Source organism: Rhizobium gallicum bv. gallicum R602sp (assembly GCF_000816845.1).
GTDB classification, from domain to species: Bacteria; Pseudomonadota; Alphaproteobacteria; order Rhizobiales; family Rhizobiaceae; genus Rhizobium; species Rhizobium gallicum.
This window is the reverse complement of sequence record NZ_CP006877.1, coordinates 3,601,695-3,616,333: the sequence shown is the minus strand read 5'-3', so window position 1 is coordinate 3,616,333 and position 14,639 is coordinate 3,601,695. Positions and strand designations below refer to the sequence as shown.

The 14,639-nt window shown below is 59.9% G+C and carries 12 protein-coding genes; 8 read left to right on the top strand and 4 right to left on the bottom strand.

All coding sequences use genetic code 11. The features are described from left to right. Nucleotides 1–16: 16 nt before the first annotated feature. The 3 genes from RGR602_RS17725 to RGR602_RS17715 all read right to left on the bottom strand — a co-directional run bounded on the left by RGR602_RS17725 (nt 17) and on the right by RGR602_RS17715 (nt 2,484). On the bottom strand, nt 17–766 hold the full coding sequence (locus RGR602_RS17725; protein WP_039846163.1) for a TerC family protein: 750 nt from the start codon (nt 764–766) through the stop codon (nt 17–19). 100 nt (nt 767–866) lie between these two features. Then, nucleotides 867–1,706 (bottom strand): GyrI-like domain-containing protein, encoded by an 840-nt coding sequence (locus RGR602_RS17720; protein ID WP_039846162.1) that lies wholly within the window; start codon nt 1,704–1,706, stop codon nt 867–869. Nucleotides 1,707–1,809: 103 nt separating this feature from the next. After that, nucleotides 1,810–2,484, bottom strand: a complete 675-nt coding sequence (locus RGR602_RS17715) for a TetR/AcrR family transcriptional regulator (RefSeq protein ID WP_039847004.1) — start codon at nt 2,482–2,484, stop codon at nt 1,810–1,812. A 150-nt stretch (nt 2,485–2,634) separates the two neighbouring features. Between RGR602_RS17715 and RGR602_RS17710 the strand changes: the two genes are divergently transcribed. From RGR602_RS17710 to xylA, 5 genes are all read left to right on the top strand, one after another. Further along, on the top strand, nt 2,635–3,849 hold the full coding sequence (locus RGR602_RS17710; RefSeq protein ID WP_039846161.1) for an HlyD family secretion protein: 1,215 nt from the start codon (nt 2,635–2,637) through the stop codon (nt 3,847–3,849). Between the two features lie 21 nt (nt 3,850–3,870). After that, on the top strand, nt 3,871–5,460 hold the full coding sequence (locus RGR602_RS17705; RefSeq protein ID WP_039846160.1) for a DHA2 family efflux MFS transporter permease subunit: 1,590 nt from the start codon (nt 3,871–3,873) through the stop codon (nt 5,458–5,460). Nucleotides 5,461–5,592: 132 nt separating this feature from the next. Continuing rightward, on the top strand, nt 5,593–6,618 hold the full coding sequence (locus RGR602_RS17700; protein WP_039846159.1) for a LacI family DNA-binding transcriptional regulator: 1,026 nt from the start codon (nt 5,593–5,595) through the stop codon (nt 6,616–6,618). Between the two features lie 16 nt (nt 6,619–6,634). Beyond that, entirely contained in the window at nt 6,635–8,089 is a 1,455-nt protein-coding gene (gene xylB, locus RGR602_RS17695) for a xylulokinase (RefSeq protein ID WP_039846158.1), read from the top strand. Between the two features lie 157 nt (nt 8,090–8,246). After that, nucleotides 8,247–9,557 carry a xylose isomerase gene (xylA, locus tag RGR602_RS17690; RefSeq protein WP_039846157.1) on the top strand — a complete coding sequence of 437 codons (1,311 nt, stop codon included), beginning with the start codon at nt 8,247–8,249 and terminating at the stop codon, nt 9,555–9,557. A gap of 46 nt (nt 9,558–9,603) precedes the next feature. Here xylA and RGR602_RS17685 read toward each other — a convergent pair whose 3' ends face one another. After that, nucleotides 9,604–10,635 (bottom strand): LacI family DNA-binding transcriptional regulator, encoded by a 1,032-nt coding sequence (locus RGR602_RS17685; RefSeq protein ID WP_039846156.1) that lies wholly within the window; start codon nt 10,633–10,635, stop codon nt 9,604–9,606. A gap of 169 nt (nt 10,636–10,804) precedes the next feature. On the opposite strand from RGR602_RS17685, the gene RGR602_RS17680 reads away from it, so the two are divergent. The 3 genes from RGR602_RS17680 to RGR602_RS17670 all read left to right on the top strand — a co-directional run bounded on the left by RGR602_RS17680 (nt 10,805) and on the right by RGR602_RS17670 (nt 14,432). Further along, nucleotides 10,805–12,328: a sugar ABC transporter ATP-binding protein gene (locus RGR602_RS17680; RefSeq protein ID WP_039846155.1), complete on the top strand. Its 1,524-nt coding sequence runs from the start codon at nt 10,805–10,807 to the stop codon at nt 12,326–12,328. Between the two features lie 72 nt (nt 12,329–12,400). After that, nucleotides 12,401–13,411, top strand: coding sequence for an ABC transporter permease (locus tag RGR602_RS17675; RefSeq protein WP_039846154.1), 1,011 nt, complete (start codon nt 12,401–12,403; stop codon nt 13,409–13,411). A gap of 70 nt (nt 13,412–13,481) precedes the next feature. Next, on the top strand, nt 13,482–14,432 hold the full coding sequence (locus RGR602_RS17670; protein ID WP_039846153.1) for a substrate-binding domain-containing protein: 951 nt from the start codon (nt 13,482–13,484) through the stop codon (nt 14,430–14,432). Nucleotides 14,433–14,639 lie beyond the last annotated feature (207 nt).

Here is a 14,639-nt window from a genome sequence, read left to right as displayed (position 1 = left end):
CCCCGTCTAAATCCCGTCAATGCCCGCTGGCCTTCTTCCGCATTCGGGCGTTTCTTGCAAACATGTTCAGCACTTCAACCAGCGCCGAGAAGGCCATGGCGGCATAGACATAGCCCTTCGGTACATGGAACCCCATGCCGTCGGCGATGAGTGTGGTGCCGATCATCAGCAGGAAGGCCAGCGCCAGCATGACGATCGTCGGGTTTTTCTCGATGAAATTCGCAAGCGGCGTGGCGGCAAACAGCATGACGGTGACGGCGGCGATGACGGCGATGACCATGATCGGCAGGTGCGGGGTCATGCCGACGGCGGTGATGATGCTGTCCACCGAGAAGACAAGGTCGAGCAGCAGGATCTGGCTGATCGCCGCCGCAAAGCCCGTCGTTGCCGAACTCGCGATGAAATCCTCGTTGTGATCTTCCGGATCGACACTGTGGTGAATTTCCTTGGTGGCCTTCCATACGAGGAACAGGCCGCCGGCGATCAAGATCATGTCCTTCCAAGAGAAGCCATGACCGAAAGCCTGAAAGACAGGTGTGGTGAGCTGGACGATCCAGGCCACGGTACCGAGCAATGCAAGACGCATGAGAAGGGCAAGGCTGATGCCCACTTTGCGAGCTTTATCACGATGCTCGACCGGCAGCTTGTTGGTGAGAATGGAAATGAAGATCAGGTTGTCGATGCCGAGGACGACTTCCATGACAACCAGGGTCACCAGAGCCACCCAGGCTGCCGGATCCTGAACGAGCATGATGATATCTTGCATAAGCTATTTTCCCTCGCGCCATGGAATCTGACGCCCGCAATTTAAGGTGAAGGCGCCAAGAAACAAGCGCGCAGGGGAATATACGAAACCGGGAAGGCTTTTATTCCTTCACCGGTATCCAGATTTCCGTGATGCCCGTGCCGGTATGGGGATCGAAACGCTCGTCGTAGCGTTCGAACATGTCTGGCATCTCGGCGTGCTGCAGACCCGAGGAGGGCAGCCATGTCCCGAAGATATGGTGCATCGTTGCCGCAATAGCGGAGACGTGGCCGCGATGAGTGAAGACGGCGTAGCGCTGAGCGGGCACTTTCAGCGTCGTAAAACCCTCCGGCAGGTCGTCGGCATCGGTGACTTCGGCACCTGCCATATAGCGAAACGTTTCGGTTTCTCCTTGGATATGTGTGCAGATGCCATAGGCGGCATTGCCGCGCTGGCCGGAAATATTGCCGAAATAAGAGTTGAATTTCTGCCAAAGTGAAGGAATTGCTGCATTGTCGCCGTACCCATAGGTCTCTTGCAGTCCGGCAAAAAGCATTGGCGGCAGGCTTTCGAAGCGGGGTCCTTCAGGTTCGTTGAGGCGTGCGGGGTCCATTTTTATCGGCTCCACTAAAGCGATGTTGCGGACGTGCCCCTGCTTTCGAATAGCGTCCGGAGTGATGCCGAACTGGTCGCGAAAGGCACGGGTGAAAGCCTCGTGCGAGCCGTAACGCGCGCCGAGGGCAACCTCGAGGATGCTCGATGAACTGCCGATCAGGGCCAATGCGGCCGCGCTCAGACGACGTCCGCGGAGATAGCCGCTGATCGAGTGGCCGGTGACGAGCCCGAAGACGCGCGACAGATGATAGCGCGACAGACCTGCGGCGTCCGAGATATCATCCAACGAGATATCGCTGGCGGAATGGCTTTCGATAAACCAAATCGCCCGTCCAATGGCACTCATGCACACTTCCTCGGTTGCGGTCTCCTGATTAGAGTAAAACCGGCAAGCAGGTTTGATCGCTTTTGCTGGATTTTAGCGCGACGCCGAAAGAAATCGAAGGCGTTTAGGCTGGCCGGTTCTGGTTAACGCCATAGGCGGCAAGGAAGACGCGGATCGCACCGCGGATGATGCGGCTCATCTCCTCCTCGGAGGGAGGACCCGCCATGTCGCCCAAAAGGCGCAGCTTGAAGAAGCCTCCGCCGCAGAGTTCCAGGAACTGGCGAGCGGCAAGCTCGACATCCTCGATCACAAAATGCCCGGCGGCGACCTGCGCCTTCAGATAGTCGGTGAGGACGGTCCGGATATTTTCGGGACCGGTAAAGAAGCGTTGACAAAGGTGCGGCATGCGGTCGCGCACTCCGATGACGGTGCGTATGGCATTGATGACCTTTTCTTCGGTTGTGTGCCGGACGAAGGTCATGCCGAAATCGTAAAGAGCCGTGTCCGGATCGGGATTGGCATTGAGAGCCGCACGCACGCTGGCGACAAAAGCGGCGCGCTCGGTCTCCATCATCGCAGTAAAAAGCTCTTCCTTGTTGGCGAAGTAGACATAAAGCGTTCCTTTCGAAACACCAGCCTCGCGCGTCACGTCGTTCATGCTCGCGGCATCGAAGCCGAGTTTCATGAAGACACGCTTCGCCCCCTCAAGGATCTGCCTGCGCTTTGCCGGATCCTCTCCTGCCGCCCATCGGCCACTTGCGACCGGGGCTTCGACCGTATCTTTGAAAATGTCCGTCATTGTCTCCTTAACCGCGTTCGCCGATGCGAACATTACAAAATCGAACCGCCTGGTTCGATATGACTTGATATGGCTTTAAAAACGCTTTATGTCAACTGAACCGAACCGTTCAGTTCGATCAATATCACTCGATTTACCCGGTCTTTGCACATGTCGTCCAACCAGAAAACGAATGTCGCCCGCATTGTCAGCGATTCCGCAAGGGACGAGACGGCGCCGGACGCCGTTGTCCCTGCCGAACCGGCGACTGCGGAAGCTCCGCGTGCCCCTCAGACTGCCCCCGATACGCAGACCGCTCCGGCTGAAAAGAAGAAACGCCGCAGCCTGGTGCTACCGATCGTGGCGCTCGCTATTCTTGCCGGCGGTGCATCATATGGCTACGAGTGGTGGACAAACGGCCGTTTCATGGTGTCGACTGACGACGCCTATATCGAAGGTGATATCGCAACGATCTCGCCAAAGGTCACCGGCTATGTCGCGAAGGTGAATGTCGTCGCCAACCAGCAGGTGAAGGCCGGGGACGTGCTCGCCACGCTCGACAACGGCGATTATCAAAATGCCCTCGATCAGGCCGAAGCCCAGATCGCTACGGAGAAGCTGTCTCTGAGCCGCATCGACGCGCAGATCGAAGGAGCCAAGGCAGCGCTTGCTCAGGCCCAGGCCTCCAAGGTGGCTCTCGAGGCGGCAGTCCGTGGCGCCGAGATCACACAGAAGCGCCAGGCGGACCTCCAGGCGAAGTCGGTCGGCACGACGGCCGATCTCGACACTGCCAATATTGCTCTTGACCAGGCCAAGGCCAATCTCGTCGGCGGTGACGCCACCATCAAGTCGGCGGAAGCAAACGTCACCATCCTCGAGGCGCAGCGCAGGGAGGCCGAAGGTTCGGTCCGCACGCTCGAGCTTCAGCGGGACAAGGCAGCCCGCGATCTGTCCTTCACAATTCTCAAGGCACCGTATGATGGCGTCGTCGGCAACCGCTCTGTTCAGGAAGGCGATCTCGTTTCGCCCGGCCAGCGCCTGATGGCACTCGTTCCGGTGCGTCAGCTCTTCATCGATGCCAACTTCAAGGAAACGCAGATCCAGCACCTGGTTCCGGGCTCGAAGGTCAATGTGCATGTCGACGCTTATGACGACCATCCGATCGTCGGCACCGTCGAGTCGATTTCGCCGGCCTCCGGCTCCGTCTTTTCGCTACTGCCGCCGGAAAATGCGACGGGCAATTTCACCAAGATCATCCAGCGCGTCCCGGTCCGCATTGCGCTGCCTCAAGATGCGCTCGACAGCGGCCGCTTGCGCGCCGGCCTCAGCGTCGTCGTCGATGTCGATACCCGCACGGCCCCCGGTCGAGAGCAGGCAGCAAAGTGATCAGCCAGCCGGAGTAGGCCAATGGCTACCACCGCAACAGCAGGCGCCGTTCCGATCGCTCCTTCCGAAGAGCGAATGGACCCGCGCAAGCTCATCGCATTCTTTGCGATGGTGCTTGGCATGTTCATGTCGATCCTCGACATCCAGATCGTCTCCGCATCGCTGGCGGAAATCCAAGCCGGCCTTTCCGCCGGCTCGGATGAGATCGGCTGGGTGCAGACGTCCTACCTGATTGCGGAAGTCATCATGATTCCGCTGTCGGGAACGCTCGCTCGCATCATCTCGACACGCTATCTTTTTGCTATTTCGGCTGCTGGTTTCACGCTGTCGAGCGTGCTTTGCGCAACGGCAACGAACATCGACCAGATGATCGTTTACCGCGCCATCCAGGGCTTCATCGGCGGCGGTATGATTCCGTCCGTCTTTGCGGCCGCCTTCACCATCTTCCCGCCGTCGAAGCGCAGCATCGTCTCGCCTATCATCGGCCTGATCGCCACCCTTGCGCCGACCATCGGCCCAACCGTCGGCGGTTATCTCAGCCACGCCTTCTCGTGGCACTGGCTGTTCCTCGTCAACGTCATTCCCGGTATCCTGGTCGCCACCATCACCTGGAATTTCATCGACTTCGACAAGCCGGAACTGTCGCTCTTCAGGAAGTTCGACTGGTGGGGCCTTTTCTCCATGGGCGTTTTCCTCGGTGCGCTGGAATATGTGCTGGAGGAAGGCAATTCGAACGACTGGTTCAACGACAGCTATATCGTCGCCGGTGCTGTGGCTTCAGTGGCAGGCGCGATCATCTTCTTCTATCGCGCTTTCACCGTGGACTTCCCGGTCGTCGACCTCAGGGCTTTTACCAACAGGAATTTCTCCTTCGGTTCGGTATTCTCATTCGTCATGGGCATCGGGCTATACGGCCTCACCTATATCTATCCGGTCTATCTGGGGCGCATCCGCGGTTACGATTCGCTGATGATCGGCGAGACCATGTTTGTCTCTGGCCTTGCAATGTTCCTCACTGCGCCGATTGCCGGCCGGCTGTCGACGAAGATGGACCTTCGCCTGATGATGGTGATCGGCTTTACCAGCTTCGCGGCCGGCACCTTCGTCATGACCCACCTGACCGAAGACTGGGATTTCTACGAGCTCTTCATCCCGCAGATCCTGCGCGGTTTCGGACTCATGATGTGCATGGTGCCGATCAACAACATCGCGCTCGGCACGATGCCGCCTTCACGTATACGTGGTGCCTCCGGTCTGTTCAACCTTACTCGTAACCTCGGCGGGGCAGTCGGCCTTGCGGTGATCAACACCGTTCTCTCCAACCGTCAGGACGTGCACTACGAGCGGCTGCGGGAAAACATGGATTGGGGTAATCCGGCTGCGATCGACCAGATGAACAACCTCACTGCCAACTTCAACTCCTATGGCTTGGACGGTGCTTCGGCTGCGATCAAGCAGATGGTCGGACTTGCCACCAGACAGGCGATCATTCTCTCCTTCAGCGACGTATTCCTGATCCTGACCGTACTTTTCGTGGCCATGATCCTCGGGGTCGCGATGATCAAGAAACCGGAACCCCAGGGCGGCGGCGGCGGCAGCGGGGGCCACTGAGCGTTCGAAGGTTCGAAATGACGGCCGGCTTGGGAGACCATGCCGGCCTTTTTATGGGGTGCTCGACAGCCGTTTGAAATTTTTGATTTACGTACATCAAATTTGGCGATAATGGTTTCATCAGGAGGAGCGATGAGGCCTACAGTTCATGATATCGCCGCTGCTGCGGGTGTCAGTCTGGCGACTGTTGACCGCGTGCTGAACCAGCGCCCGGGTGTCCGCCGCATCACGCGCGAAAAAGTGGAAACGGCAATCCGCGAGATCGGCTATGTGCGCGATGTTGCCGCCGCCAACCTCGCCAAGGGCCGCACCTATCCGCTGGTTTTCATCCTGCCCGCCTCGGACAATTCCTTCATGCACGGGCTGCACGCCGAGATCCGCGAAGCGATGATCCGTTCGCCGTCCGAAAGGACGAGTATTCGCACAGTGGAGGTTGCCGCCTTCGATCCGGCCGCTCTGGTTACGGCGCTCGAAAAGCTTGCCGATGAACGTCCCGCCGGGATTGCGCTTGTCGCCACCGACGCACCTGAGGTCGTCGCTGCGGTCGACAGGCTCGTGGCCGACGGCATTCCTGTCGTCACGCTGGTTTCAGACCTCACCGGTTCGCGCCGGCATCATTATGCGGGTGTCGACAATATCGCCGCCGGAAGAACCGCAGCGCGTCTTCTCGGACGTTTTCTTGGCGATGCCAAGGGCGAGGTGGCGGTGCTCGCCGGCTCCATGCTGGTGCGCGACCATCGCGAGCGGCTGGAAGGCTTTGCCGCGCTGATGGCGCAGGAATTTCCGAAGCTCTCCATCCTGCCGGTCCTCGAAGGCCGCGACGATCCGGAACTGGCGCATATGCTGGTCGCCGACGTGTTGTCCAAGCATGAACGGGTGATCGGCGTCTACAGCCTGGGCGCCGGCAACCGTGGCCTTGTCAGGGCGCTGAAGGCGAGAGCCTCAAGTCGCCCGCTGACAGTCGTCGCCCATGAATTGACCGTCCACACGCGCGCAGCCCTCATCGACGGCACGATCGATGCGATCCTCAACCAGAACGCCGGCCATGAGGTCCGCAGTGCGATCCGGGTTCTCAAGGCAAAGGCCGACGGGCTTGCCGTCATCGATGCGCAGGAGCGGATCCGGCTCGACATATTCCTGAAAGACAATCTGCCGTAACGGCAAGGAGAATGACATGTATCTCGGTCTCGATCTCGGAACCTCGGGCGTCAAGGCGATGCTCATCGACGGCGATCAGAAGATCATCGGCTCGGCGAATGGTTCGCTCGATGTTTCGCGGCCGCATTCGGGCTGGTCGCAACAAGAACCGTCGCATTGGATTCGCGCAACGGAGGAGGCTGTTGCCGGCCTGAAAGCGAAACACCCGAAAGAGCTTTCGGCCGTCAAAGGCGTCGGCCTTTCCGGCCAGATGCATGGTGCGACGCTGCTTGATGCCGGCGATAGGGTGCTGCGTCCCTGCATTCTCTGGAACGATACGCGTTCTTATGTCGAGGCAGCGGCGCTGGATGCCGACCCGAAATTCCGCAAGCTGACGGGTAACATCGTCTTTCCGGGGTTTACCGCACCGAAACTTGCCTGGGTCGCCAAGCATGAGCCCGGAATTTTCGCCGAGGTCGCCAAGGTGCTGCTGCCGAAGGATTACCTGCGGCTGTGGCTGACGGGCGAGCACATTTCCGAAATGTCGGATTCTGCCGGTACGTCCTGGCTCGATACAGGCAAACGCAAATGGTCGTCGGAGCTTCTTGCCGCGACGGGTCTCGACGAAAAGCAGATGCCGGCGCTGGTCGAAGGCACCGAGCAGGCAGGAAAGCTGCGCGGCGAACTCGCGGCGAAGTGGGGAATTGCAGGCGACACTGTCGTTGCCGGCGGGGCAGGGGACAATGCAGCGTCTGCCTGCGGCATGGGCACGGTCAGAGATGGCGCGGCCTTCGTCTCGCTCGGCACGTCCGGCGTTCTCTTCGCGGCGAATGCCGCCTACCTGCCGAAGCCGGACAGTGCGGTCCATGCCTTCTGCCACGCACTGCCCAACACCTGGCATCAGATGGGCGTCATCCTTTCGGCCACCGATGCGTTGAACTGGCATTCGAACGTCACTGGTCAGTCCGCTGCCGATCTCACGAACGAACTCGGCGAGACGCTGAAGACACCCTCTGGTGTCACCTTTCTTCCTTATCTTTCAGGCGAACGCACGCCGCACAATGATGCCGTCATCCGTGGCGCCTTTATCGGCCTTGAGCATGAGAGCAGTCGGGTTGTGCTGACACAGGCGGTGCTCGAAGGTGTGTCTTTCGCAATCCGCGATAATCTCGAAGCGCTGCGTTCGGCAGGCACCGATATATCCCGCGTCACCGCCATCGGCGGCGGCTCGCGCTCGCGCTATTGGCTGGCGTCGATTGCAACGGCGCTCGGCGTTCCGGTCGATATGCCCGCCGACGGCGATTTCGGCGCCGCCTTCGGGGCGGCGAGGCTTGGGCTGATCGCGGCGACGGGCGCCGAGCCGGTTTCAGTCTGCACGCCGCCGAAGACGGCAAAAACGATCGAGCCGGTCGCCGCTTTGAGTGGTGCCTATGAGGATGCCTACAGGCGCTATCGGGCGCTTTATCCGGCGATCAAATCGCTGGCGCATTGAGATCGAGGCTGGCCCCTCATCCGCCTGCCGGCACCTTCTCCCCGTTTGGGAAAAAGTACTTGCGGCGCCGCCTTTTCCCCCTCTGTCGGTGGGAGAGGGAGTGTGAGGGGCGCCTGGCTGCATAACCAACAAGAGTGAAACCCAAGGAGATCACACCATGAGCACCGGATTTTTCGGAGATATCCAGAAAGTGAAATACGAGGGGCCGGACAGCACCAATCCGCTGGCCTTCCGCCACTACCAGCCCGACGAAATTGTCATGGGCAAGCGCATGGAAGATCACCTGCGCTTTGCGGTTGCCTACTGGCATACTTTCACCTGGCCGGGTGGCGACCCCTTCGGCGGCCAGACCTTCCTGCGTCCCTGGTTCGAAGACACGATGAAGGCAGCCAAACTGAAGGCCGATGTCGCCTTCGAATTCTTCCAGCTGCTCGGCGCGCCCTATTATTGCTTCCACGACGCCGACGTTCGCCCGGAAGGCAACAGCTTTGCCGAGAACACGAAGAACCTCAACGAGATTGTCGACTACTTTGCCGAAAAGCAGGCTGCGACCGGCGTCAAGCTGCTTTGGGGCACGGCGAACCTCTTCTCGAACCGCCGCTTCATGTCGGGTGCCGCGACCAATCCGGATCCGGATGTCTTTGCATTTTCGGCTGCGACGGTGAAGACCTGCATGGATGCGACGCAGAAGCTCGGCGGCGAAAACTACGTGCTTTGGGGTGGCCGCGAAGGCTATGAGACACTGCTCAACACCGATCTCAAGCGCGAGCTCGATCAGCTCGGCCGCTTCCTCAACCTCGTCGTCGAATACAAGCACAAGATCGGCTTCAAGGGCACGATCCTCATCGAGCCAAAGCCGCAGGAGCCGACCAAGCACCAGTACGACTACGACGTCGCGACCGTCTACGGCTTCCTGAAGAGGAACGGCCTGGAAAATGAGGTGAAGGTCAATATCGAGCAGGGCCACGCGATCCTCGCCGGCCATTCCTTCGAGCACGAGCTGGCGCTTGCCAACGCGCTCGGCATCTTTGGCTCGATCGACATGAACCGTAACGATTACCAGTCCGGCTGGGATACCGACCAGTTCCCGAACAACGTCCCGGAAATGGCGCTGGCCTATTACCACGTCCTAGCAGGCGGCGGCTTCAAGACCGGCGGCACGAACTTCGATTCCAAGTTGCGCCGCCAGTCGCTCGATCCAGAAGACCTGCTGATCGGCCATATCGGCGGCATGGATTGCTGCGCTCGCGGCCTTAAGGCGGCGGCCAAGATGATCGAGGACAGGGCGCTCTCCAAACCGCTCGAGGATCGCTATGCCGGCTGGAACGGCGCAGAGGGCCAGAAGCTCTTGCGCGGCGAATACTCGCTGGAAGAGATCGCAGAGTGGGTTGAGACGAGGAACATCAACCCGCAGCCGAAATCCGGCAAACAGGAACTGCTGGAAAACGTCGTCAACCGCTACGTTTAAGCAATGCGGGACGGCTGCAGCTTTCATTCGGCTGCCGCCGTCCTTCTTACTTCCTTGTCCAGTTGCGCGAGGGCGCAGAGACCGAGTTGCGGACCACCAGATCGGGTCTGAGCAGGATTTCCGTCTCGGCGGGCTGACCGTCTGACAGGAGCTCGAGCAGCAGCGCCATGGCATGCTTGCCGATGGCAGTGCGTGGCTGGCGGATCGTCGTCAGCGAGGGTGACATGAAGACGGCTTGAGGCACGTCATCGAAGCCGGTCACGGAAAAATCCCGAGGAATATCGTAGCCGCGCGCGCCGAGGCCGATCATCACACCGATGGCGGTCTGGTCGTTGACGCACATGAAGCCCGTCGGCAGGGTATCGCGCATAAAAAGCTGTTCGACCGCCAGCCGGCCGCTTTCGATCGTGCCGTCGCCCTCGAAGACAATCCGAAGGTCGGGACTGACGCCAGCGGCATCCATTCCGGCCTCATACCCCATGCGCCGCCGGCTGTAGGCCAGGCGGGTGCGCGAATCGCCGATGAAGGCAATCTTCCGATGGCCCTCGGCGATCAGCAGGTCGACGGCCTTGCGGGCGCCCGCCACGTCGTCCACGCCGACATAGGGAATGCCGCCGTTGAAGACCGGCTCAAAGACGCCGACGCTGGGCGGCAGGCGCGCGGTCATGGTCTGGTGGCCGAAGGGCAGGATGCCGGTGAAGAGGATCAGCCCGGCCGCCTGATTGGAATTCAGGAACTTCAGGTATTCGAGGCCGCGCTGCGCATCGTTCTGCGTATGGCCGATGAGAATGCCGTAACCGTGCGCGCGCGCTTCATTTTCCAGTCCGACCAGGATGTTGGAGAAATTCGGGTCGCCGATGTCGGGCGCGACCACGAGAATCATGTTCGAGCGGCCGAGCCGCAGGCTGCGCGCCATCGCGTTCGTCGTGTAGCCGGTGATGGCGATTGCCTGGTTGACCTTGAGGCGTGTCGAGTTCGCGACCTTCTCGGGCATATGGATCGCGCGAGAGACCGTTGCAATCGAAACCTGGGCAATTCGGGCGACGTCTTCGATTGTTGCGGGAGTGGAATTCGACACTGCGCTCTGCCTTGGGTCTCGTCTTGACCGGGACACTACACAGACTTCCCCGAAGGTCAAAGGCGACGCTGAAAAATTCTCATGTATGCAATGATGTAAACCTTTACATCGCCAATGTAAAGGTTTACACAGTCGCATAATGCGGACGGGAGCCGTGGGGGAGGGAAGAATGGGTCCGGAGACGGTCGAAGGTACGGTGCTGCTGTCGGCAAGGCGAATTAGCAAATCGTTCAGCGGCGTGCAGGTGCTCTTCAGCGTCAATTTCGACCTTCGCGCCGGCGAAATCCATGCGCTGATGGGCGAAAACGGCGCCGGCAAATCCACCCTCGTCAAGATCCTTTCCGGTTTCGAAGAGCCTAGCTCCGGCGAAATCCTGCTCGACGGCGAACCTGTGAAGCTGCCGCCCAACGGTGCCGCAGAGGCGCTCGGCATCGTCATCATTCACCAAGAATTCAATCTCGCTGAACATTTGACCGTCACCGAGAGCCTGTTTCTCGGTCGCGAAGTCACGCGTTTCGGCGTGCTCGACCGCAAGTATATGCGCGCCGAGGCTCGGCGCGTCCTTGATCTCCTCGGCTCGCATGTCGACGTGAATGCGCAGATCAACACGCTGTCGATCGCCGACAAGCAGATGGTGGAGATCGCCAAGGCGATCAGCCGCAACGCGCGGATCGTATTCATGGATGAACCGACCGCGGTGCTATCGCGCGAGGAGATCAACGTCCTGTTCAACCAGGTGCGCAAGCTTCGCGATCAGGGAACGAGCTTCGTCTTCGTTTCCCATAAGCTCGACGAAGTCATGGAACTGACTGACCGGGTGACGGTGCTGCGCGACGGCCAATGGGTGAAGACCTCGCCTACCTCGATCCTCGATGGCGAATCGATCGCCCAGTTAATGGTCGGGCGGGAGCTCTCCAGCCTCTATCCCGCCAAGAACGAGCCCGATGTCGACGGAGAGGTCGTGCTCAGCGTCAATTCCGTATCGACCCACTATGTCCGTGATGCCAGTTTCGAGGTCCGGAGAGGGGAGATCCTCGGCTTTTCCGGCTTGATCGGATCCGGTCGCACCGAGCTTATGGAGGCGATCATGGGTTTGCGCTCGCGCGCATCGGGCGACGTCACGGTCAACGGGCAGTCCGTGCCCCCGCACGACGTTCATGCCGCAAATCGCGCAGGCTTGGCCTACATGACCAAGGACCGCAAGTCCAAGGGACTGCTTCTCAACTCCGGCATGATCGCCAACCTTACCCTGCAATCCTTGGACAAGCATGGCCGGTTTGGCTATCTGAGCGCTGCGAGCGAAGCCTCTGCGATGGCAAGGGCCCGGCGCCGCTTCGACATCCGCGTCAGGGACGGCAATATCATTGCCGGCCGCATGTCCGGCGGCAACCAGCAGAAATTGCTACTGGCGAAAGTCATGGAGATCGAGCCGCAGATCGTCATTATCGACGAGCCGACCCGCGGCATCGATGTCGGCACCAAGCAGCAGATCTATCATTTCATTTCGGCACTGGCCCGCGATGGTCATTCGATCATCGTGGTTTCTTCGGAGATGCCGGAGGTGATCGGACTTTGCACGCGTATTGCCGTAATGCGCGAAGGCGGGATCGTCGGTATTTTGGAGGGCGATGAGATCTCCGAACAGGAAATCATGCGCTACGCGGCGGGATTGAAAAAAAAGGTTGCTGCCTGATCAGGCGAAATAATCCGGTCGAGGCGTGGCGGCGAATTCCCAGGACAATGGGACGGGAGGTTGGTTTTGAACATGAGTATAAGCGAGGAAAGCATCGAAAAGGAAAGCCGGCGCCGTTCCTGGCGCGACGTCGATCTTCGGGCGGTCGCGCCCTTCGCGGCGCTGGCGTTGCTTCTTGTGGTCGGGGCGCTGGTCAATCCGAATTTCATCGGCATCACGAACCTTGCCAATGTTGCGACGAGAAGCGCTTTCATTGCCATCATTGCCGTGGGTGCGACCTTCGTGATTTCGGCGGGTGACTTGGATCTTTCCGTGGGGTCGATGGTCGCTTTCGTCGCCAGCCTGATGATCCTTTTCATGAATTCCGGCGCGATCGCCGATCCGGGGCTGATGCTGACGGCTGCCATCGTGCTCACGATCGTAATTGGCGCGTCATGCGGCCTTGCGAACGGTCTCATCACCACCGTTGGCAAGATCGAGCCTTTCATCGCAACGCTGGGCACCATGGGCGTTTATCGCGGTTTGACCACCTGGCTTTCCCAGGGCGGCGCCATCACGCTTCGCGAGCCCGAACTGCAGGCACTCTACCGCCCGGCTTATTTCGGCTCCATCCTTGGCGTGCCGGTTCCGATCGCCGTGATCCTTGCCGTCACCGGCGTTGCAGCCTTCGTCCTCTACCGCACCCGCTATGGGCGGCATGTCGTGGCGGTCGGCTCCAGCAGCGATGTGGCGCGTTATTCCGGCATCGCCGTCAATCGCGTGCGCACCATCGCCTTCGTCATCCAGGGCCTGTGCGTCGCCATCGCCGTGCTTCTCTATGTGCCGCGGCTCGGCTCGACTTCGGCGACCACGGGCATCCTTTGGGAACTGCAGGCGATCACCGCCGTGGTTGTCGGCGGCACGGCGCTCAAAGGTGGCGCGGGCCGGGTCTGGGGCACGATCTGCGGCGCCTTCATTCTCGAACTCGTTGGCAACATCATGCTGCTTTCGAATTTCATCAGCGAATACCTGATCGGCGCCATCCAGGGGGCGATCATCATCATCGCCATGCTGGTTCAGCGGTCGCTGGTGCGTAAATCGTGAATAACCGGGTTTATGGGTCGCCCGGTCCTCAATCGACTAGGCCCAGTCTTTATTTGGGAGAGAGAGAAAAATGCGTAAAAAAATTTTGGGGCTGGCCATCGCCGCCATGGCGGTCCTCACGGGCGTCTCGTATGCCCAGGACAAGAAGGTAACGATCGGCGTTTCCATTCCGGCAGCCGACCATGGCTGGACGGCCGGCGTCGTCTTCCATGCAGAGCGTGTGGCAAAGCTGCTGATGGCCGAACATCCGGGCCTGAACGTCATCGTCAAGACCTCGCCAGATGCCGCAAGCCAGGCAAACGCCGTGCAGGATCTTGCGACACAAGGCATTGATGCCCTGGTCATCCTGCCGTCGGATCCGGATCCGCTCGTCAACGCCATCAAGGAAATCAAGGACGCCGGCAAGTTCGTGGCGCTCGTCGACCGTGCGCCGAGCAACAACGATGGTTCTGTTCGCGACCTCTACATCGCGGGCAACAATCCCGCGCTCGGCGAAGTCGCCGGCAAGTACATCAAGGAAAACACGCCGGATGCAGAGGTGGTCGTCATCCGCGGCCTGCCGATCCCGATCGACCAGCAGCGCCAGGACGGCTTCGACAAGGGCATCGCCGGTTCGAACGTCAAGGTTCTCGACCGCCAGTACGGCAACTGGAACCGCGACGACGCCTTCAAGGTCATGCAGGACTATCTGACGAAGTACCAGAAGATCGACGTCGTATGGTGCCAGGACGACGACATGGCCGTGGGCGTGCTGCAGGCCATCGAGCAGGCTAAGCGTACGGACATCCAATATGTTATCGCCGGCGCCGGCTCCAAGGACATGGTCAAGAAGGTCATGGACGGCGACAAGCTGATCCCGGTCGACGTTCTCTATCCGCCGGCGATGGTCGGCACGGCGATGGAAATGACGGCAGCAAATTTCTACGATCAGGTTCCGGTGCGCGGTACCTATATCCTCGACGCGACGCTCATCACCAAGGATAACGCCAAGGACTTCTACTTCCCGGATTCTCCGTTCTGATCTTTTGACTGCAATGCGCCCATTCGCAAGGATGGACGCATTTTCTTTACTTGCGCACGCGCTGCGATCAAGAATGCGGCACGTACCTCTTGCGGCCTCCAGACAGGCATGATTAGTTCGCTTCGGTTTGACTTTCGGCTTTTCAGCTGCATCTGCCGCAAGGGCGTGGGCCCACGCTCCCGCCAAACCGCGTGCTAGAAGCCATCA